We start from the raw sequence: 19,955 nt of genomic DNA, 5'->3' as shown, positions 1-19,955 counted from the left end.
GCTGCATGACGTAGAGGCTCATCTCTCCAGGAACCGTCATCGATGGAACATCGTGAAGCGCTGCTCGCGCTGCGAACCTTTCTTTCTACGCAGATTCTCGGCCAGGAAAAACTCATTGATCGCCTGCTGATCGCCCTGCTCGCCGACGGCCATATGCTGGTCGAAGGCGCGCCAGGCTTGGCCAAGACCAAGGCCATCAAAGAGCTGGCCGAAGGCATCGAAGCGCAGTTCCATCGTATCCAGTTCACCCCAGACCTGCTGCCCGCCGACATCACCGGCACCGAGATCTATCGCCCGGAAACCGGTAGCTTCGTATTCCAGCAAGGGCCTATCTTCCACAATCTGGTGCTGGCCGACGAAATCAACCGGGCCCCGGCCAAAGTGCAATCGGCGTTGCTCGAAGCCATGGCTGAGCGCCAAGTCAGCGTAGGACGCAGCACCTACGAGCTGTCGCCGCTGTTTTTGGTGATGGCCACGCAAAACCCCATCGAGCAGGAAGGCACCTACCCGCTGCCCGAAGCCCAGCTCGACCGCTTCCTGATGCACGTCAAGATCGGCTTCCCGGACGCCGCCGTGGAGCGGCGCATCCTGCAACAAGCCCGTGGCGAAGCCCTCAATGGTGAAACCAAGCCCGAACGCCGCGTCAGCCAGCAGGCGATTTTTGCCGCGCGCAAAGAAATCCTCGGCCTGTACATGGCCGATGCGGTGGAGGAATACCTGGTGCAATTGGTCATGGCCACACGCACCCCGGCCAAGTTCGACCCAGAGATGGCCGAGTGGATCGCCTACGGCGCCAGCCCCCGCGGTTCCATCGCCCTCGACCGCTGCGCCCGCGCCCATGCCTGGCTGGCCGGACGGGACTTCGTGAGCCCGGAAGATATCCAGGCGGTGTTGTTCGACGTACTGCGCCATCGCATCATCCTGTCGTTCGAAGCCGAAGCGGCTGGCATCGACCAGGACCGTGTGGTGCAACGCATCCTCGACGTCGTTGCCGTCGCTTGAACTCGATGAATGCCAGCGATGGAATCCGCGTCACGCTCAGCGAGTTGATTGAGATGCGCCACCGCGTGCGCGAAGTGCAGCTGTTTTCCACGCCGAGCCAGCGCAGCCCGCTGATCGGCTTGCATCACTCCAAACTGCGCGGGCGCGGAGTCGACTTCGACCAGGTGCGCGTATACCAGGCTGGCGACGATGTGCGCACCATCGATTGGCGCGTGACTGCCCGCACCCAGGAACCACACACCAAACTGTTCCACGAAGAGCGCGAGCGACCGATTTTTATCATGGTCGAGCAAAGCTGCCGGCTGTTTTTCGGCTCGGGCCAGATGTTCAAATCCGTGCTCGCGGCCCAGGCGGCGAGCCTGATCGGCTGGGCCGCGCTGGGGCATAACGACCGGGTCGGCGGGCTAGTGTTTGGAGACAATGAGCACTACGAAATCAAACCCCGGCGCAGCAAACAAAGCCTATTGCAACTGCTTAACCGCCTGGTGCGCGTCAACCAGAGCCTGGACACCGAAAGCCGCCCCGAAGCCGATGCCTTGGGCATGGCCCTGCGCCGTGGCCGCGAAGTGTTGCGCCCCGGCAGCCTGGTGATTGTGATCTGCGATGAACGCGCCCTCACTGAGGGCGCCGAGCAACAGTTGAGCCTACTGTCACGCCATTGCGACCTGCTGCTGTTGCCGATTTCCGACCCGCTGGACCACGCCCTGCCCGCCGCGGGGCTGCTGCGTTTTGCGCAAAGAGGGGCGCAACTGGAACTGGACACGCTGAATTACGACTTGCGCCAGGCCTACAAGGCCCAAGCTGAAGCACGCATCGCCCGCTGGGAACTGCTCGCGCAAAAACTGCGAATACTGCTGATGCCCTTGAGCACCCAGAGCGAAATGGTCGAGCAACTGCGCGAATACCTCAACCCGCAACGCCCGGCCAAAAAACAATGAGCAGCCTTGACCAACTGCAACCGCTGATCGCCCCGCCAAGCATCGGCTTCTGGCCGCCTGCACCGGGTTGGTGGCTGTTGCTGCTGGTGATCCCGTTGCTGGGTTGGGGGCTTTGGTCATTGCGCCGCTTCCTCCCTGCGAGACGCCCAGTGGCACGCGCCGAACAACCCTTGGACCCGCTGCGCATCGCCGCACTGGCAGAACTGGCCCTCATGCCCAAACCCTATGACGGCGCGCCCGCCGGTGCCTGGCTGCAACAACTCAATGGCCTGCTCAAGCGCCTGTGCCGCAACGACTACCCTTACAGCCAGAGCCACACCCTCAATGGGCGCAAATGGCTGGCGTTCCTCGACAACCGCTGCCCGGCTGCCGGCCTCACCCGCTGGATGGTACTGGTGGAAGGCGCCTATAAACCCGAATGCAAACTCGACGACAAGGCCATCGCCGGCCTGACCCAAGCCGTCGACACCTGGATTCGCAAACATGTTTGAGTTCGCCTGGCCGTGGATCTTCGTCCTGTTGCCGTTGCCCTGGTTGATGCGGCTTATCCTGCCTGTGGCCGACAGCGGCGAGCCGGCACTGAAAGTCAGCTACCTCAGTGATCTCGAAGGCCTGGCCAAGCGCCGCGCCCGCGTCAACTTGCCGGGCTGGCGCCAACAAGCCCCTTTTGTGGTGCTGTGGCTGCTGCTGTTGACCGCCGCCGCACGTCCTGAGTGGCTCGGCGAACCACTGCCGATTGCCGCCAGTGGTCGCGACCTGCTGGTGGCGGTCGACGTGTCCGGCTCCATGGATTTCCCCGATATGCATTGGCGGGACGAGGACGTGAGCCGCTTAACCCTGGTCAAGAACCTCCTCGGTGACTTCCTTGAGCATCGCGACGGCGACCGTGTCGGCCTGATCCTGTTCGGCAGCCAAGCCTACCTGCAAGCGCCGCTGACGTTTGACCGCCGCACCGTGCGCACCTGGCTGGATGAAGCGCGCATCGGCATCGCCGGCAAAAATACCGCCATTGGCGATGCCATTGGCCTGGCCCTCAAGCGCCTGCGCCAGCGCCCGGCGCAAAGCCGTGTGCTGATTCTGATCACGGACGGCGCCAACAACGCGGGTCAAATCGATCCACTGACCGCCGCGCGCCTGGCTGCCGAAGAAGGCGTGAAGATCTACCCGATCGGTATCGGCGCTGACCCTGAGCAAACCGGATCCCTGGGCATTCTCGGCGTCAACCCAAGCCTGGACCTCGACGAACCGGCGCTCAAGGCCATTGCCAACGCCACCGGCGGGCAATATTTCCGTGCCCGCGACGGCGAAGAACTGCAAACCATCAAGGAAACCCTCGACCAACTGGAGCCCGTCGAACAGCAACCAACCCAAGCCCGCCCGGCGCTGGCGTTGTACAGCGGCCCGCTGGCCCTGGCGCTGCTCCTGAGCATGTTGCTGGTGATCCAGGAACGCTGGCCGAACAACGCCCTGCAACGCTGGTTCAGCAAATTGTCGAGCAAGGGGATCTTCCTGCAACAAAGCCCTGAATGGCGCCAGCGCCTTAAACGCCTGCGTTTGCGGAGGCGTCGATGATCGACCTCTGGCCGCACTGGTTCCGCCCCTGGTGGCTGTTGCTGCTGCCGTTGCTCGGCTGGTTGCTGTGGCAACTGTGGCACCGCCAAAAACGCGCCGGGCGCTGGCAGATGATCCTGCCGCCGGCCTTCCACGCCGTGCTACTCAGCGGTGGCAACGGCCGCGAAAGTAAATCGCCGTGGGTGGTGCTCGGTATCGCCTGGCTGTTGGCCGTGCTGGCATTGCTTGGCCCCAGTTGGCAACGGGTTGAACAGACCAGTCAGAAGCCGTCCGATCCGTTGGTGGTACTGCTGGAACTGACCCCGGAAATGCTCGCCACCGACAGCCCGCCCAACCGCCTGGAACAGGCACGCCGCAAGCTGTATGACTTGTTGCAAGCGCGCACTGACGCGCAAACCGCCATCGTTGTGTATGCCGGCAGCGCACACACCCTGGTGCCACTCTCGGACGATCTGGGCACCAGCCGCAACCTGCTCGAAGCGTTGCGCCCCTCGATCATGCCCGAACCCGGTCACCGCGCCGACCTGGCAGTACAGAAAGCCCTCGACCTGCTCAAGCACAGCGGTCTCGGCCAAGGGCGCCTGCTGCTGATCGGTTCATCCCTGTCCAAGCAGGAGCGCCAAGGCATTCGCCTGCTGCTGCAAAGTAACCAGTCGCCACCCCTGTCGATCCTCGGCATCGGCAGCCGCGAAGGCACGCCGGTCACCCAGGAAAGCGGCGAATTTCTCAAGGACGAACACGGTGCGATTCTGGTACCACGCCTCGACAGCCCCACGCTCAAAGCCTTCGCCAGCGAAATGGGCGGGCGTTACCGTGCCGCACGCCTCGACGATAAAGACCTGCGCCAGCTCGGCGTACTCGACCCGCCGCAAGCCCTGCGCAATGACGGCCAGTTGCTGCACCTCGACACCTGGGCCGACCAGGGTTACTGGCTGCTCCTCCCGTTGCTGCTGCTCGCCGCTTGCGCCGGGCGCCGTGGCTGGTTGTTCTGCCTGCCCTTGCTGCTAATGGCAGCGCCGCAGCCGAGCTACGCCTTTGAACTCCAGGAGTTGTGGCTGCGTCCCGACCAGCAAGGCCAATACCTGCTGAAGAAAAAACGCCCCGCCGAAGCCGCCGAACACTTTCAGGACGTGCAATGGCAAGGCGTTGCCCTGTACGAAGCTGGCAACTATGCCGAAGCCATCAAGCGGTTTGCCGAAGGCAATGACGCCTACGCTCACTACAATCGCGGTAACGCGTTGGCCAAATCCGGCGAACTGGAAGCGGCTATCGATGCCTACGAACAAGCCCTGGAAGCCCAACCTGACCTGCAACCCGCCCTGAAAAACAAGGCTCTGGTGGAATCCCTGATGCAGGAACAGGCAAAGCCCGAGCCAGAACAGCCGGCAAAAAACGAGGATGACGAATCCACCCAACCCGGCCAAACTGCGCAACCGGGCGCCAGCGGGCAGAATGCCACTGGCGGCGAGCAGTCGTCCCAGGGCCAAGGCGAAGCAGGCACCGGTGATACCCAGACTGGCGCCACACCGCAAACCGGCGGCAACGAAGTGCCGGGCAGCGAACTGGGCGACGAGCAAACCACCACCCCGCCGCTGCGCCCTAACGACGCAAGCCTCGACGGTGAACGTCGCCAAGCCCTGGAACAATGGCTGCAGGAGATCCCGGACAACCCCGGCGAACTGCTGCGACGCAAATTCTGGTACGAACAGCAACAACATCAGGACAAGACTCGATGAGCCGCCGCACCACCCTTCTGCTTCTGCTCGCGTTGACGGCAGGCCACGCCCAGGCGGCGAACCTGGTCGCCAGCGTCGACCGCAGCCGCCTCAATTCCGGGGAAACGGTGGAACTGACGGTGGAATCGAGTGACGTCACCCAATTCGGCAAGCCCGACCTTTCGCCCCTGGACGCGCAGTTTGAAGTCAGCGGCACCCGCCAGCTCAACCAGCTCACCACCCTGGGCGGCGATAACCACGCCACCACGCGCTGGATCATTACCCTGCTGCCCAAGGAAAACGGCACGGTGGTGATCCCCCCCTTGCAAGTGGGCGACTACACGACCCAACCCATCAGCCTGCAAGTGGTGGAAACCGCCAGCCAGAACAGCAATGCCGAATTGGCACCCGTCTTTATCGAAGCCAACCTCGACCAGACCAGCGTGTACGTGCAGGCCCAGGCGCTGCTGACCGTACGTGTTTACCACTCGGTGTCGCTGTATGACGACAGCAGCCTCACGCCGTTGCAGATTCCGGATGCCCGCGTGGAACAACTGGGCGAGTCGCGCACGTACGAAAAAGTCATCAACAGCATCCGCCATGGCGTGATCGAAACCCGCTATGCGATCTACCCACAACACAGCGGCGCCCTGGAACTGCCGACGCAGACCTTCAGCGCCACGCTGGTGGAATCGCGCCCGCCTCAGGAAAACACCCTTCAGGGCACCAAGCCCGGCAAGCTGATCCACGTGAGCTCGGCGCCGCTGACGTTGCAGGTCAAACCCAAGCCAGAGTTGTATCCCGCCAACACGCCCTGGTTGCCGGCGCGCAGCCTGACGCTGACCGAGGCCTGGAACCCAGAACCTGAACATGTGCAAGTCGGCGACTCCTTGACCCGCAGCCTCACGGTCAAGGCCGAGGGCCTGTCCAGTGCCCAACTGCCAGCCTTGCCCAGCACCGACATCAATGGCCTGCGCCGCTATCCCGACCAACCGGTGCTCGGCAACCAGACCAGCGACCGTGGCCTGATCGGCAGCCGCGAAGACCGCGAAGCCCTGGTGCCCAACCGTGTTGGCCCGCTGGAACTGCCGTCCGTGGAAGTGGTGTGGTGGAACACCCACGAAGACCACCTCGAACGCACCAGCCTGCCCGCCCGCACGCTGCAAGTGGCCAACAACCCCAGCCTGGTGGTGGACACCCCCGCCACGCCGACCATCATCACCGCGCCGGACGACAGCCGTTTGTGGCTGTGGCAACTGAGTACGCTGATCCTGGCCTGCACCACGCTGCTGGGCTTCGGCCTGTGGTGGCGTGCGCGCCGGCAACCGGCGGTACTGCGCGCCGCACAAACCGGCCCGAGCCCGCGCACCTTGCTCGACGACCTCAAACGCGCGACCCAGGCCAACGACCCCCAGGCCACCCGCCAGGCGCTCGACGCCTGGGCCCGCCAACAGCCGGAAACCCTGGCCGACATGGCGGCGCGGTTTGTGCCGTTGTCGGATGCGTTGGATGGGCTCAACGGCGCGCTGTACAGCGAGAGCGGCCAATACTGGCTGGGCGAAGACCTATGGCGCGCGATAAAAGCCATCCCAATCGCCGAACGCGAGCTGGACTCAACGACCGACACCACCAGCCTGCCGCCGCTCTATCCCAAGTAGGCCATTGCCCAGCAAAAAAACCTCGCGATTGAGAGCCCACACGCCAGTCAATTTCCTACACGGGAGTTGACGCTTTCTGAACCAGCAGATTAGTCCGATTCAGCAAATACCTCCCCGCCAGTCAAACTTCTGCAGCGGTCGGCAATACCTGCCGTGCGCTTGAAATCAGAGGATTTATTGGATGGACTTTTACCGAGGTGACGACCGCAACCCAGCGGACAGCGTGATTCGTAAACAAGGGTTCACCGCAAAACCGCCTATCCCAACCATGAACGGCAACCAGGCACGTCTATATCTCGCTCAACAATTCATGAAAGGAAACATGCGCCTTTCATGCCATGACGTGGGCATGACGTGGCGCGAACAAACCCCTGGCGGGCTGGTGGCCACCGCTCAAACGCAGGAGGGCGCATTCGCGAAAAGCTATTTCTACAAGATTTCAATCCCCGACCGTGAGCTCATGGCGTGGGAACTGACCAACAAGGGCGATCGAGAACGACAGATACCGTTGTCGAACGTCGGTACCACCCGCAAATACTGCATCATTCACAACGGCAACACCTATGAGACGGCAACGATTATCGCGCTTTGTCATCCGGTACATACCCGGGAGGCCACCTTCCTGACGGCGATTCCCGCGCAATACATTGTAGGAACGCGAACAGGCAAGGATGTCCTGAATGAAAGTTTGCCGTTTTCCCCCTTCACTCCGGCGTAAGCCAGCCAGCAAGCTGCCCGCCCCCGCCAGACACCTCACTCAGTCGACAAAGTTGCGTCGTTGGCTGAGTAGGTTCACTGCTCTGTAAGGTAAACTCCCCCTCCTTTTCACCGCCACTCTCTGTATACGGCGGCCATTCACTTCTCTATTTTTTTCACGGAGTTCGCCTTGCGTTTGTTCCACACCTCCGACTGGCACCTTGGCCAAAACCTCCACGGCCAGGAACGCGACTACGAACACGCTTGTTTCCTGGAATGGCTGCTGCGCCAGATCGGCGCCCAACATCCCGATGTGCTGCTGATCGCCGGCGATATCTTCGACACGGTCAACCCGCCGCTCAAGGCACAGGAGCGGCTGTATGACTTCATCATCAGCGCCCACGAGCAAAACCCCAAGCTGACCATTGTGATGATCGCCGGCAACCACGATTCGGGTTCGCGCATCGAGTTGCCTGCACCGTTGATGCGCCGTTTGCGCGCCCATGCCCTCGGGCGTGTGCTGTGGCTCGATGACGGCCAATTGGACGCCGAACGCCTGCTGATTCCACTGCCGGATGCCAAAGGCAAGATCTCCGCGTGGTGCCTGGCATTGCCCTTCTTGCGCCCGGCGGAAGTGACCGGCGCGCACCTGGGTGACGACTACCTGCGCGGTATCGGCCAGGTACATGAATGGTTGATCGCCGCCGCCAACGCCAAACGCAAAAGAGGCCAGGCGCTGATTGCCATCAGCCACGCCCATATGGCCGGTGGTTCAGTGTCGGAAGACTCCGAGCGCAGCCTGATCATCGGCAATGCCGAGGCGCTGCCCGCCAACCTGTTCGACAAAAGTGTCGGCTATGTTGCCCTCGGCCACTTGCACAAGCCGCAAAAGGTGAACGGCGAAGAACGCATTCGCTACAGTGGCTCGCCGATCCCGCTGTCGTTTTCCGAGATCGGCTACAAACACCAGATTCTCGACGTGACGTTCCAGGGCGAACGACTGGTCAGCGTCGAACCGCTCCTGATCCCGCGCTCGGTCAACCTGCAACGGCTGGAGGCCGCGCCCCTGGCCGACATCCTCAAAGCGTTGGCGGACTTGCCCGATGTCGACCTGCTCGCAGAAACCCAGCGCCACCCCTGGCTCGAAGTACGTGTGCGCCTTGACGAGCCGCAGCCTGACCTGCGCCAGCAAATCGAAAGCGCCCTGCAAGGCAAGGCCGTGCGCCTGGTGCGCATCGCCGCCGAATACGCAGGCAAACGCGGCAGCGATGCCACTGACGAAGAACGCTTGATCGAACTCGACCAACTCACGCCGCAAGAGCTGTTCAGCCGCGCCTGGCAGGACAGCTACGGCAGCGAAGTGGATGAACAGACCTTAAAGGACTTCGCCGTGCTGCTCCAGGAAGTGCAACAGCAGGAGGAACAGCCATGAAAATTCTCGCCATCCGCCTGAAGAACCTCGCCTCCCTGGCCGGCCCATTCGAGATCGACTTTACCGCCGAGCCCCTGGCCAGCGCGGGCTTGTTCGCAATTACCGGGCCCACCGGCGCCGGTAAAAGTACCCTGCTCGATGCGCTGTGCCTGGCGCTATTCGGCGCCGTGCCACGGCTGGGCGATACCGGCCAGGCGAAAATGCCGGATGCCGACAGCGATATTTCCATCGGCGACCCGCGCACCCTGATCCGTCGCGGCACCGGCGGCGGTTTTGCTGAAGTGGATTTTGTCGGTGTCAGCGGCCGTCGCTATCGCGCGCGCTGGGAAGCCAATCGTGCCCGCGACAAAGCCAGTGGCAAACTGCAAAACAGCCGTCAAAGCCTGATTGACCTCGACAGCGACCAACTGCTGGCCAGCCAGAAGACCGAATACAAGACCCAGCTGGAACTGGCCCTGGGCCTGAATTTCGAGCAGTTCACCCGCGCCGTGCTGCTGGCGCAAAGTGAGTTCAGCGCGTTTCTCAAGGCCAACGACAACGAGCGCAGCGAACTGCTGGAAAAGCTCACCGATACCGCGTTGTACACCCAACTCGGCCGTCGCGCCTTCGAAAAGGCCAAGGAGGCCAAGGACGCGCACAAACAGTTGCAGGACCAGGCCACCGGCGTAGTGCCCCTGGCCGCTGAAGCGCGCGCCGAACTGGATCAGCAACTGACCGACGCCCAGCAACAGCTCAAGGCCCAGCAGGCCCAGCTCAAGCAACTGGAGTTGCAGCACACCTGGCTTAAGGAGTTGCGTGAGTGGCAGGATCGCCAACGCGCTGCCACCGAGCAGTTGCAACGCGCAGAGACAGATTGGGCTAACCAGGGCTCAGAGCGCCAGGACCTCAATCGCCTGGAGCAATTGGCACCGCAACGCCATCATTTCGCACGTTTGAGTGAACTCGACACGTTGCTTCAGCCATTGGCCGTGCAGATTCAGCAGCATATCGAGCAGCAAAACGCCCTGCATAGCCGTCAGCAACAAGCCCAACAGCAACAATCGAACGCGCAAACGGCCCTGGCCCAGGCCTTGAAAAACCAGGCAGACGCCGTCCCGCTATTGCGCCAGGCCTTTGAAGCACAAAGCACCCTGGCTCACTTGACTCGGGATTTGAGCAAGCGCGCCGAGGAAAAACAGCAGCAGGAACACGCCTGCACCGAAGGCCACGCCCTGCTCAAGGGCCTGCAAGACAAACACACCCACGTCGCCGAGCGGCTGCAACGCTTGTCGGCCGAGCTTGAGCGCAATGCCGCACTCGCCCCTCTGAGCGATGCCTGGAACGCCTACCGTGACCGCCTGCAACAGCTGATGCTGATCGGCAACCGCCTGAAAAAAGGCCAGGCCGAACTGCCTCAACTGGAACAGCGCGCCACCACGGCCGCAGAGAAATTTTCCCAGCAACGCGAAGCCCTCGACCTGCTCTATCAAGAAGCCGGCGCCGAACCCCACGCCGTGGCCGAACAGGTGCAGTTGCTGGCCAGTCTGTTGCACGACAACCGCAAACAACAACGTGCCTTCGAAGACCTGATACGCCTGTGGGACAGCCAGCAGCAGTTGGACCAGCAAGCGGCTGCGCTCACGCAAAAGCTCGCCGATGCCGCGCAGAAACGGGAGCAGTTGAACCAGACAGGCCTGCAAACCAAGGCCGAACTGGCCGTTGCCGAACAGACCCTGACGGTGACCAAACACCTGCTGGAACGCCAGCGCCTGGCGCGCAGTGCCAGCGTCGAAGAACTGCGCGCACAGTTGCAGGATGACCAGCCGTGCCCGGTGTGCGGCAGCCATGAGCACCCGTATCATCAGCCCGAAGCGTTGCTGCACAGTCTCGGCCGCCATGATGAAAACGAAGAGGCCAGCGCGCAGAAAACCGTCGATACCCTCAAGGAAAAACTCAACGAACTGCGTGGTGAAGTGGGCGGTTTGATCGCCCAGCAAAAGGAATTCCTGCACCAGCAGGAGCAGTTGGCAAACCAGCAGCAGGGCCTCACACCCAGCCTTGAGGCGCACCCATTGTCCGCCTCGCTATTCAACCAGGACGTGGCCCAGCGAAGCAGTTGGTTGACCCAGCAACTGAGCCAACTGACCGAACGCACCACCCAGGACGAGCAACGCCAGAGCGCCCTGCTCAACCTGCAACAAAATGCCGGACGCCTGCAGCAGCAACTGCAGATCGCTCAGGATGCGAGCCAGCAGGCCCGCCAATTGATGCTGGATCAGCAGCGCGAACTGTCCAACGACCGCGAGCGTCTTGAAGAAGAACTACACGCCTTCGCCAGCCTGTTGCCGGCCGAGACCCTTGAAGGCTTGCGCAGCGAACCGGCCGCGACCTTTATGCTGCTCGACCAGCAGGTCAGTCAGCGCCTTGAACAACTGGGCCAACAACGCGATGAGCTGGTCGAGCAGCAGGAACGCCAGCAGGCCATCGAGAAAGAGCACACCCATCAGCAACATCGTCTGGCGCAGCTCGAGACACTGAACCAACAAGTCAGCGAGTTGGCAGCGCAACAACAGGCCGCCCAGGAAACTCTCGGCACCTTGCTGGGCGAGCACGCCAGCGCCGAACAGTGGCAGCAGCAACTGGAACAGGCCGTGGTGCAATCGCGCCAGAGCGAAACCGACGCCAACCAACAGTTGCAGGTCCTGCACAACGAACTGATCCAACTGGCGGCCGATCTCAAGGCTCAACAGGAGCGTGCGCAAGCGCTGCATGCCGAGCAACAGGCCCTTGATACGCGCCTGGCTGAGTGGCGTGCCCAGCACCCGGAACTCGACGACACTGGCCTCACCCGCCTGCTGGCCTTCGACGACGCTCAGGTCAACGCCCTGCGCCAGCATCTGCAGGCCAGCGAAAAGGCCGTCGAACAAGCCAAGGTGTTGCTGCTGGAGCGCGAACAACGCCTTGCCGAGCACCAGGCCTTGCACAACGGCAACCTCGACGCCGAACAACTGGACAGCACCCTCGCCGCCCTCAACCAGCAATTGGCCGAGGGCGAAAAACAGGTCGCTGAATTACGCGCGCGCCAGTCCGAAGACCAGCGGCGCCAAGAAGCCAACGCGGCGCTGGCGCTGACCACCGCCAACGCCTATGAGGAATGGCAGCGTTGGGCACGTCTCGAATCGCTGATCGGCTCGGCCAGCGGCGACAAATTCCGCAAGCTCGCCCAGGCTTACAACCTCGACCTGCTGGTGCATCACGCCAACGTGCAATTGCGCCAACTGGTGCGCCGCTATCGCCTCAAGCGCGGCGGCAGCATGTTGGGGTTGCTGGTGATGGACACGGAAATGGGTGATGAACTTCGCTCGGTGCATTCGCTGTCCGGCGGCGAGACGTTCCTGGTGTCGCTGGCATTGGCCCTGGGCCTGGCATCGATGGCGTCGAGCACATTGAAGATCGAGTCGCTGTTTATCGACGAAGGTTTCGGCAGCCTGGACCCCGAGTCATTGCAATTGGCGATGGATGCACTGGACGGTTTGCAGGCCCAAGGTCGCAAGGTGGCGGTGATTTCCCACGTACAGGAAATGCACGAGCGCATCCCGGTGCAGATCCAGGTCATGCGCCAGGGCAATGGTTTGAGCACGCTGGAGGTCAAGTGAGCGAAGTGTTGCTGTATTCGTTTCGGCGCTGCCCGTACGCCATGCGCGCTCGTCTGGCGCTACGCTACTCGGGGGTGTCGGTGCGTATTGTCGAGGTGAGCCTCAAGGCCAAGCCGGCCGAGATGCTGGCGCTGTCGCCCAAGGGTACGGTGCCGGTGCTGGTGGTGGATGGCGTGGTCATCGACGAGAGCCTGGCGATCATGCAATGGGCCCTGGCGCAGCATGATCCTGACGATTGGTTGCTACAGGGCAACCCGGCCACGCTGGCACTGATCGCCGAGAATGATCTGGGGTTCAAACAGCACTTGAATCGATACAAGTACCCCGAACGCTACCCCGAGCAGCCGATGGAACATTATCGGGCCGAGGGTGAGGTGTTCTTGCAAAAGCTGGAAGGATTGCTGGCGCAGCGAGATTACTTGCTGGCCGATCACCTGAGCCTTGCCGATGTGGCACTGGCGCCGTTTGTGCGCCAGTTTGCCCATGTGGATCGGGAATGGTTTGCAGGGACGCCGTATCACCGGCTTCAGGCCTGGCTGCAACGCTTTCTGGAATCACCGTTGTTTATCGCGGTGATGGCCAAATCCTGAGCCCTACCACATCAGATCTCACGCACCTGTCGCTCAGTGCTGGGTTTTGTGATCCAGCGCCGCATAGAAGTTGGCACTTTGTTGCAGGTATTTCTGGGTGTACGCGGTGGTGCCGGACTGTTTGCCGCTGACTTCCACGCTGGCGGCGGCAGGCAAGGCAACGGTGGCGGAAACGGCGGAAGCGGCGATGATCGAGAAGAGATTGAAGTTCATGTCGGTAGCCCTTGTATTCGTTTGGTTGAGTGGCCTGGGAAGGCCTTGGAACTCAACTTACGCCCGAGGGTTAAACCTTAGAAATGCTTTGAAACATTAGCCGCTATTAATGCAATTAATACAAAGGCTCAGGCCCCGCACTGCGGGGCCTGTGGCTTATTGACGCACCAGGAACTTGAGGTCGCTGGGCGCATCGATCGGCAATTTCTGCACGGTTTTACCCAGCAGGCCGGTCTTGGGGTCGCGTTCGACGACCACGATTTCATTGCTTTTCTGGTTGGCGAACAGTAGGAACCTGCCGCTCGGGTCCAGGCTGAATTCGCGCGGATGGTCGCCTTCTACGGAACGGCGCTGCAGTTCCTTGAGGTGCCCGGTCGCCGGGTCGATGCTGAATACCAGCAGCTGATTGGCCGTGCCGCGGTTGCTCAGGTACAGGAATTTGCCGTCGCTGGATGCGTGCAACGCTGCGCCGGCCTTGTCCGACACCGGTTGCCCGGCGGCGAAATCCACCAACTGGGTCTGCGTGAGCGTGCCGTCGTGGTAGTCAAACACCGCGACCTGGGCGCTCATTTCGGTCGTCAGCCAGGCGTGCTTGCCATCGGCGCTGAACAGCAAGTGACGCGGCCCGCTGCCCGGTGGCAGTTGCACCGAGGCCGGGGAAGCCGGCGTCAGTGGTTGCTCGTGGTTGGCCTTGGGGTCATAGCGGTAAGCAAACACTTTATCTGCCCCCAGGTCCTGCACGAACACGTACTTGCCATCCGGCGCCGACACCACCGAGTGCACATGGTTGGAGGCCTGACGCTCGGGGTTGACCCGGCTGGCGGGGTGTCCGCTCAACTGCACCGGTGCCGACAGCTTGCCCTCGGCATCCACCGGCAGCACCGCCAGGCTGCCGCCCGGATCCTCCTTCACGGAATAGTTGGCGACAAACAAGTAACGTCCATCGGCCGCAATGCTGGAGTGAGTCGGCTCATTACCCAGGCTCTGCACCTGGTTGATCAGGGTCAGTTGCTGATTCTTCGGGTCGATGCGATAGCTGCTCACGCGGCCGACCGGGTCTTTCTGGCCTGGGCCGTTTTCATTGACCACGAACAGATGGGTCTGGTCCTTGGAAAGGGTCAGCCACGAGGGATTGTCCGCCTTGGCCGCCAACACCGGCTGGCCCTGAAATCGGCCTGTGCGGCTGTCGAATTGCAGGCGGTAAATCCCTTCGCTGCTGCCGGCGGTGTAGCTGCCTACCAACAGTTCGTAGGTCTCGGCCGGCGCGGCCTGTACCGACATCGCACCGACACTGCCCGCCATCAACAGGGGCCAGAATTTACGCATCATCATGCTCGTCTTCCTCGTCGTTATTGTTGCCGGTGAAAGCACTCATGCACACGAGACGGTGCTCGCCCGAGTCACCGGTGAGGGTCCAGCTTTGCAACGTTTCATCAAAGGTCGCGGCCTGTACTTGCGCCACGCTGAAAGACCAGCGCTTTTCAGCGCGTCCGTCGATGCAGGTGATCACCAGCGCCTGATCGTCGAGGGTGAAATCAAAGGCGTGCAACCCATCGACTTCGAGCATATCGGTGTTGGCAAGTTCAGTAAGGAGGCTAGCGGCAGTCATCGGGATCGTTCACGCAAAGAAAAGAGCGTGATGATAAGCCAATTCCTCACGCCCTTCCCCCATCGCGTTGCCCAACGATATCCGGATACCGCCAGCGCGTGCGCCGACTTGCCATTCTTGGTCCACATCCGTGGCGCATGGCCCACTGACCAGCACCCCGGCCACTGCGATTGAAGCCCGCATCCGCACGAAAAGGATTTTCATCCCTATGCAACCGTTATCGTCTCCTCCCCTAACCGTCCAGGCCGTCAGCCGCCAGTACGCCACCCGCCCGAGCCTCATGCCCTTGGTCCAGACCCTTCTCGGCAACGCCCTGCGCGAACGCTACCCCTCGTTGAGCATTGACCTGGCCCTTACGCACCTGGCAATCCCGCAAGCGACTAAGGGCTGGACGTTTCAGCCATTGATGGACGTCATCTTCAATTACCTCGCCGGTATCGGGCCATTGGATCTCGGTGAGGCGTACGGTATCGATCACTACCTCTCGGACGTACCGCCCAAACGTCTGAAACTGCCGGGCCTGACCCGCGAAAAGCTGGAGATGACGGTGGTCCAATCGCTGATCCAGGATCTGTGTTCGACACTGCCCATTGCCGCACAGGACGCATTGGCCCATTACTGGAATGAGCCCTCGGGCACGGGCGGCAGCCGCTGGCGTTGGCTCAGCGACATGCTCATGACCACCCTGCAAGCCAGCGCCTTGCGTCAGACCGACCTGGATGCGGACGTGCGGCAGACCCTTGACCAACTCATTGGCACCCCGGACCGCGAACAGCGGATCGCGCGATATGGTGAGCACGCGGTATACGCCTACAGCCTGGAGACACAACTGGATAACGCAGGCCAAACCACGCGCGTATTGTCAGAGCAGTTGCTACTGACGCGTGCCATCAACGGCAAGGCGCCGGTGCTGCTGTGTTCCCCCGGCGGGCGTGTCGAGGGGTTCTCGTCCATGGATGCCTTCACCCTTGCATGGGGCGAGCGCGCCGCTGCCCAGTACGAGGCAGAGACGATCACCTGCAATCGTTACGAGCCCGAGGGCTCGATCTTTGATTACCAGGCCACGACGCTGTTTAACCTGCAAATGGAACGCCTGGCCGCTCTGAAACTGCCCCTGGAACAACGCCAGGAAACCCTGCAGGCGCTGTACCTGCGGCTCACCGACCCCGGCGAGTTTTTCCTGGATGCGCAAGACGGCGCCGTCCGCACCCTCGATGCCGTGCGCGCTCGGTTGCCGGATGCCTTGCGCGATGCGGACCCCGGATACCGCGAGCGATACAGGCAATACAGCCTTGCCCTGGCCACCGCCAAACAGCGGGCGGGTGGGCGCTCTTTTCTCACCGGCATCGACGATATCCACACCTACACCGTGCATGCCCTGCAGCAAGCACTTGACCATGAGGCGAGCGCTGCCGGTGACACCACCGGGCAAGCGACCCTGCACCCTGATGACCTGCAACTGACGTTCGTCGTTGCCGCGGGCTACCCAGGCACCGTGGGTATTGTCGAACGTGTCCACATGAGCCTGACGGAACTGGCGCTCAAAAACTTGGCAGGCCTGCCCAGCGGCGAGTTATCCATCGCCCATCGCCAGGGCACACCATTACCGGCCTGGTTGACCCGCGAAACGGTGATTGGCGGCAACGGATTGATCAAGCGCGTCGACATCGGCAAGCACTACCCCGAGTTGCTCAAGCAAGCGCTGTTGAGCGACACGCCTCAGGCGCGGGAGCGGGAAACACTGTTCGCCGCTCAGCAGCCGATGCAACTGTGCTTGCTGGCGCTGGAACTGAGCCTCAAGGGCGAAGCCGGCATCACGCCACAAGGCGCCCGTATGGTGGCGGCGTTGATGCAAGGGAGCAGCGCCGAACAGAAGGTCGACGGCAAGCCGGTGGTGATCCGTCATCTGTCCTTTTTGCGCAGCCCCGGCGCAAAGGCCGACAAGGTCAGCGCCATGTACTTGATCGAGTTCCAGGACAGTGAACGCGGCCCGCATCTGCTTTACCGGCCCTTGTATGCCCAGGCATTGCAGGAGTTCTCCAGCCGGGCGGCGCTGTTCCAGGCCATTGCGCAACCGGGTGAATTGCAAACCAGTGTCCTGACCTGGTTATCCGATACCGCCCGACCGATTTACGACCACGGCGGTTTTCAGGAGCCCCATTATCTGCGTTTTGGCCAGGGCGATGAGTTCGCGCCGCGCCGCACGCCGCCACCGGCGACATTCGCCAGCGACGGCGCCAACGACGAACTGCACCAGTGCCTGGTCACCGGGCGACTGATGACTTACCTGTTCAGCGACCACAGCCGGGCCTTGATTGAACAGGCCGAGCGCGAGTCCACGTCCAACAGTGAAAGTCGCTGGCAAGTGCTGATGGAGGGCGGGAGTTTGTTGTTCGGCAGCTTGCTGCAACCACTTCTGTCAGGCCCGTCAATGATAGTGGGGTGGTTGTTGGCGCTGTACAGCAGCCTCAGCCAGGACATTCAGTTGCTCGACAGTTCATCCGCCACGTCTCGCGAGCAAGGCGCGATCGACCTGTTGCTCACTGTCGCAACACTGCTGCTGGAATCCCCGCTGGCCCCCACCGCCCCGCGCCCAGCCGTGGCGCCACGCGTGCCGCAGCGACGCCCGCAGGCATGGCCGGCGCCCGCACCTGCACGGATTCGCCAAGGCACCGTTGCATTGCCCGGCGTGCAGCCACAAGGCTTGCACACCGCCGTGGATTTCAGCTACGCCCAGGCCCGTTATCGCCTTACGCCCAGCCAGCGCGCCAACCTCGCGTCACTCAAGGTGCCGATGCCGGGTGACCTGCCACAGCCGGTCTTGAATGGCCCCCGCAAGGGCTTGTACCTCATCGATAACCGCTGGCATGCGCAGGTCGACAGCGACCTGTTCCGCGTCAACCTGGAGGACGATGGCAGCGTGCGAATTACCGACCCCACCGATACCCAACGGCCTGGCCCTTACCTGCGCGACGACGGCCAGGGCATCTGGTCAGTGGACTCCCGGCTGCGCCTGCGCGGTGGCATGCCGCCAAAGCGCATCGCTGCCGAGCGCGAGCGCAAGGCCAACCGCGTCAAGGCATTGGAGGATGACCTTCAGGCCTACTTGCAAACTCAGCCCGAGGTCGACAAGGCAGAAGCCCGGCAGGCCGGTTTAAGCGGCAAGCCACTGGCAGAGGCGCGTCAGCAGTACGATGCCGCCCTTGAGAAACAAAGCCAGCACCAGCAGCAGATCCTGGACAGCCTCAAGGAGCGTGAAGCATTGAACGTTCCCTTATCGCTGACAAAAACCCTGGACCTGTTGCACGACGCCGTTCTCAATGCCCGTAAACATATGGCCATTGCCGAGCTCGACAGAGAAGACCTGTACCGCGCCCACCCGCAGTTCCGGCGTGAAGGTCCCGGTTTCAATGTGGCAGTCGTGCTTGAACGCAACCGCTATCGCCAGTTCACGTCCCAGCTGGCAGACATCAACGAGCGCAGTATCCGCTGGCTTGAACGCCAGGCGCGACACCTTGAACACATGCAGTCAATGGGCTCCAGCGGCGCCAAACGATTCAACGAGATGACTGCCAATCGGGTGAACGAGATCAGCGCGCTGTCCATCAAGGACTTGCAACTGCGCACCTTAAAATACCTGAGCGTGAAGGATTTCGGGCACCCGCTGTTCAAGGCGATGGATAACATTGTCAGCCCGCTGCAGCAGCAGGTACGCACCCACGCCGAGCTCAACGGCCTGGTGCTGTCGCCCAGTGATCGGCTGAGTGTGTTGGAAAGTCTGGTGGAGCATTACGGCCGTGCGCTGGATGGGTTGCTCGGGTTGGAAATTGTCGACGTCGAGGGCCTGGATGCGACGTTCAGCGGCCGGTTGCTGAACCTGGTCCGCGGGCTCTACGACGAGGTAACACAACGTCTGTCCAGGGAGGTCAGACCGATTGCACACACCAGCAGCCAGCCACCAAGGCCTGTGCCGGCTCAGGCCCCGGCGGCCACATCGGCGAAACGGGTAATCAAGACCCGGCGCAGGGGCACGCTGATCGGCGACGTGCAGCGGGTGCACAACGTTGAAGTGGTCGAAGTACGCAACGAGAACACCCGGCAAGTGGTCGAGAGCTATTCACAGCAGGGCGATGTATGGGTCGAGTATGTGGTGCAGACGCCGCCCCAGGCGCCCGTCCCACCGCGCAGTCTGAGCCAGGTCAAGGGTGAAGCGCGCAAGTTGCTGGCCATGCTGGATGATCATCTGCGCAGGGCCGAGCATTACAAAAAAAGCAGCAGGCACCCCCAGGAGGTCCAGGAGGTCCTGGATTACGAAGCGACTCGCTATGACAAACTGGCCACCGAGTTGGACCAGGCCATCGCAGCTCAGCCCGAGAGTGCCAGGACCACCGCTGACCAGGCACTGGCCAGCGACATGCGTAAGGCCGGTGAACGCTTGAGTGCCTTGGGCCAGACATTGCGGCACCAACTGAGCCTGGAACTGCCGCCCACTCACGGCAATCTGGAATACCTGCTCAACCAGCGCCAGGTCAACGTGGCCAAGTTGGGCGGGCGGACCCGATTGAAGGGCGAGCGCCAGGACTTCATCCAGGAGTACGCGATCAATGATCCCAAAGGCTACCCGGTGTGGTATGCGCATTTTCACTACCCCACCGCAGACACCGCAGGGGCCGATTACACCGCCGCGCACGTGAAAACCCGCGAACAGCGCAAGCAAAGCTATTACTCGTTGCTCGCCAAGGCGCAGGGCCCGCAGGCAGTGGTCGACGTACACCGAGGCTTGATTGGCAAGGCGCTGGCGCAGCGCTGGTTCTTATCGTTCCCGTAATAAACCGGCCCGAGCCGTTCGCGCACGTGTGCACTATCGGGCTACCGCATCAGGCGTGGCGTTGGCG

The 19,955-nt window shown here is 62.1% G+C and carries 14 protein-coding genes; 11 read left to right on the top strand and 3 right to left on the bottom strand.

The features are described from left to right. Positions 1-42 precede the first annotated feature (42 nt). From CKW32_RS08505 to CKW32_RS08460, 10 genes are all read left to right on the top strand, one after another. Positions 43-1,002, top strand: a complete 960-nt coding sequence (locus CKW32_RS08505; RefSeq protein ID WP_017739127.1) for a MoxR family ATPase — start codon at positions 43-45, stop codon at positions 1,000-1,002. Positions 1,003-1,007: 5 nt separating this feature from the next. After that, positions 1,008-1,940, top strand: coding sequence for a DUF58 domain-containing protein (locus CKW32_RS08500; RefSeq protein WP_032887206.1), 933 nt, complete (start codon positions 1,008-1,010; stop codon positions 1,938-1,940). Further along, positions 1,937-2,431, top strand: a complete 495-nt coding sequence (locus CKW32_RS08495; protein WP_032887208.1) for a DUF4381 domain-containing protein — start codon at positions 1,937-1,939, stop codon at positions 2,429-2,431. The genes CKW32_RS08500 and CKW32_RS08495 overlap by 4 nt, the downstream gene beginning before the upstream one ends. After that, positions 2,424-3,512, top strand: a complete 1,089-nt coding sequence (locus CKW32_RS08490) for a VWA domain-containing protein (protein ID WP_032887209.1) — start codon at positions 2,424-2,426, stop codon at positions 3,510-3,512. The genes CKW32_RS08495 and CKW32_RS08490 overlap by 8 nt, the downstream gene beginning before the upstream one ends. Further along, entirely contained in the window at positions 3,509-5,248 is a 1,740-nt protein-coding gene (locus CKW32_RS08485; RefSeq protein ID WP_095184584.1) for a tetratricopeptide repeat protein, read from the top strand. The genes CKW32_RS08490 and CKW32_RS08485 overlap by 4 nt, the downstream gene beginning before the upstream one ends. Then, on the top strand, positions 5,245-6,885 hold the full coding sequence (locus tag CKW32_RS08480; protein ID WP_095184583.1) for a BatD family protein: 1,641 nt from the start codon (positions 5,245-5,247) through the stop codon (positions 6,883-6,885). The genes CKW32_RS08485 and CKW32_RS08480 overlap by 4 nt, the downstream gene beginning before the upstream one ends. A gap of 181 nt (positions 6,886-7,066) precedes the next feature. Next, positions 7,067-7,603: a hypothetical protein gene (locus CKW32_RS08475; RefSeq protein WP_032887214.1), complete on the top strand. Its 537-nt coding sequence runs from the start codon at positions 7,067-7,069 to the stop codon at positions 7,601-7,603. Positions 7,604-7,771: 168 nt separating this feature from the next. After that, the gene (locus CKW32_RS08470) at positions 7,772-9,013 is read left to right on the top strand and encodes an exonuclease SbcCD subunit D C-terminal domain-containing protein (protein WP_095184582.1); all 1,242 of its coding nucleotides are present in this window, start codon (positions 7,772-7,774) and stop codon (positions 9,011-9,013) included. Next, complete coding sequence (locus CKW32_RS08465) at positions 9,010-12,648, top strand: AAA family ATPase (protein WP_095184581.1); 3,639 nt, start codon at positions 9,010-9,012, stop codon at positions 12,646-12,648. Before CKW32_RS08470 ends, CKW32_RS08465 begins: the two co-directional genes overlap by 4 nt. Continuing rightward, entirely contained in the window at positions 12,645-13,238 is a 594-nt protein-coding gene (locus CKW32_RS08460; RefSeq protein ID WP_095184580.1) for a glutathione S-transferase, read from the top strand. Before CKW32_RS08465 ends, CKW32_RS08460 begins: the two co-directional genes overlap by 4 nt. A gap of 33 nt (positions 13,239-13,271) precedes the next feature. On the opposite strand, the gene CKW32_RS08455 is transcribed toward CKW32_RS08460, so the two are convergent. The 3 genes from CKW32_RS08455 to CKW32_RS08445 form a co-directional block, all read right to left on the bottom strand. Beyond that, the gene (locus tag CKW32_RS08455; RefSeq protein WP_032887221.1) at positions 13,272-13,451 is read right to left on the bottom strand and encodes a hypothetical protein; all 180 of its coding nucleotides are present in this window, start codon (positions 13,449-13,451) and stop codon (positions 13,272-13,274) included. Between the two features lie 156 nt (positions 13,452-13,607). Beyond that, a complete protein-coding gene (locus tag CKW32_RS08450) occupies positions 13,608-14,783 on the bottom strand; it encodes a lactonase family protein (protein WP_032887222.1) in 1,176 nt (391 codons plus the stop codon). Further along, positions 14,770-15,060: a DUF5629 family protein gene (locus tag CKW32_RS08445; RefSeq protein WP_032887223.1), complete on the bottom strand. Its 291-nt coding sequence runs from the start codon at positions 15,058-15,060 to the stop codon at positions 14,770-14,772. Before CKW32_RS08445 ends, CKW32_RS08450 begins: the two co-directional genes overlap by 14 nt. A 208-nt stretch (positions 15,061-15,268) precedes the next feature. Here CKW32_RS08445 and CKW32_RS08435 point away from each other — a divergent pair, with 208 nt between their 5' ends. After that, positions 15,269-19,888: a hypothetical protein gene (locus CKW32_RS08435; protein ID WP_143499335.1), complete on the top strand. Its 4,620-nt coding sequence runs from the start codon at positions 15,269-15,271 to the stop codon at positions 19,886-19,888. Positions 19,889-19,955: the final 67 nt, after the last annotated feature.

Origin of the sequence: Pseudomonas sp. Irchel 3H9, assembly GCF_900187495.1 — a bacterium.
GTDB lineage: Bacteria > Pseudomonadota > Gammaproteobacteria > Pseudomonadales > Pseudomonadaceae > Aquipseudomonas > Aquipseudomonas sivasensis.
This window is presented reverse-complemented; position numbering and strand designations above follow the sequence as displayed.

Bases quoted from the DNA above. Each gene is read 5' to 3' on its own strand.
- CKW32_RS08505 (WP_017739127.1), top strand. From the start codon at position 43: ATGGAACATCGTGAAGCGCTGCTCGCGCTGCGAACCTTTCTTTCTACG.
- CKW32_RS08500 (WP_032887206.1), top strand. From the start codon at position 1,008: ATGAATGCCAGCGATGGAATCCGCGTCACGCTCAGCGAGTTGATTGAG.
- CKW32_RS08495 (WP_032887208.1), top strand. From the start codon at position 1,937: ATGAGCAGCCTTGACCAACTGCAACCGCTGATCGCCCCGCCAAGCATC.
- CKW32_RS08490 (WP_032887209.1), top strand. From the start codon at position 2,424: ATGTTTGAGTTCGCCTGGCCGTGGATCTTCGTCCTGTTGCCGTTGCCC.
- CKW32_RS08485 (WP_095184584.1), top strand. From the start codon at position 3,509: ATGATCGACCTCTGGCCGCACTGGTTCCGCCCCTGGTGGCTGTTGCTG.
- CKW32_RS08480 (WP_095184583.1), top strand. From the start codon at position 5,245: ATGAGCCGCCGCACCACCCTTCTGCTTCTGCTCGCGTTGACGGCAGGC.
- CKW32_RS08475 (WP_032887214.1), top strand. From the start codon at position 7,067: ATGGACTTTTACCGAGGTGACGACCGCAACCCAGCGGACAGCGTGATT.
- CKW32_RS08465 (WP_095184581.1), top strand. From the start codon at position 9,010: ATGAAAATTCTCGCCATCCGCCTGAAGAACCTCGCCTCCCTGGCCGGC.
- CKW32_RS08455 (WP_032887221.1), bottom strand. From the start codon at position 13,451: ATGAACTTCAATCTCTTCTCGATCATCGCCGCTTCCGCCGTTTCCGCC.
- CKW32_RS08450 (WP_032887222.1), bottom strand. From the start codon at position 14,783: ATGATGATGCGTAAATTCTGGCCCCTGTTGATGGCGGGCAGTGTCGGT.
- CKW32_RS08445 (WP_032887223.1), bottom strand. From the start codon at position 15,060: ATGACTGCCGCTAGCCTCCTTACTGAACTTGCCAACACCGATATGCTC.
- CKW32_RS08435 (WP_143499335.1), top strand. From the start codon at position 15,269: ATGCAACCGTTATCGTCTCCTCCCCTAACCGTCCAGGCCGTCAGCCGC.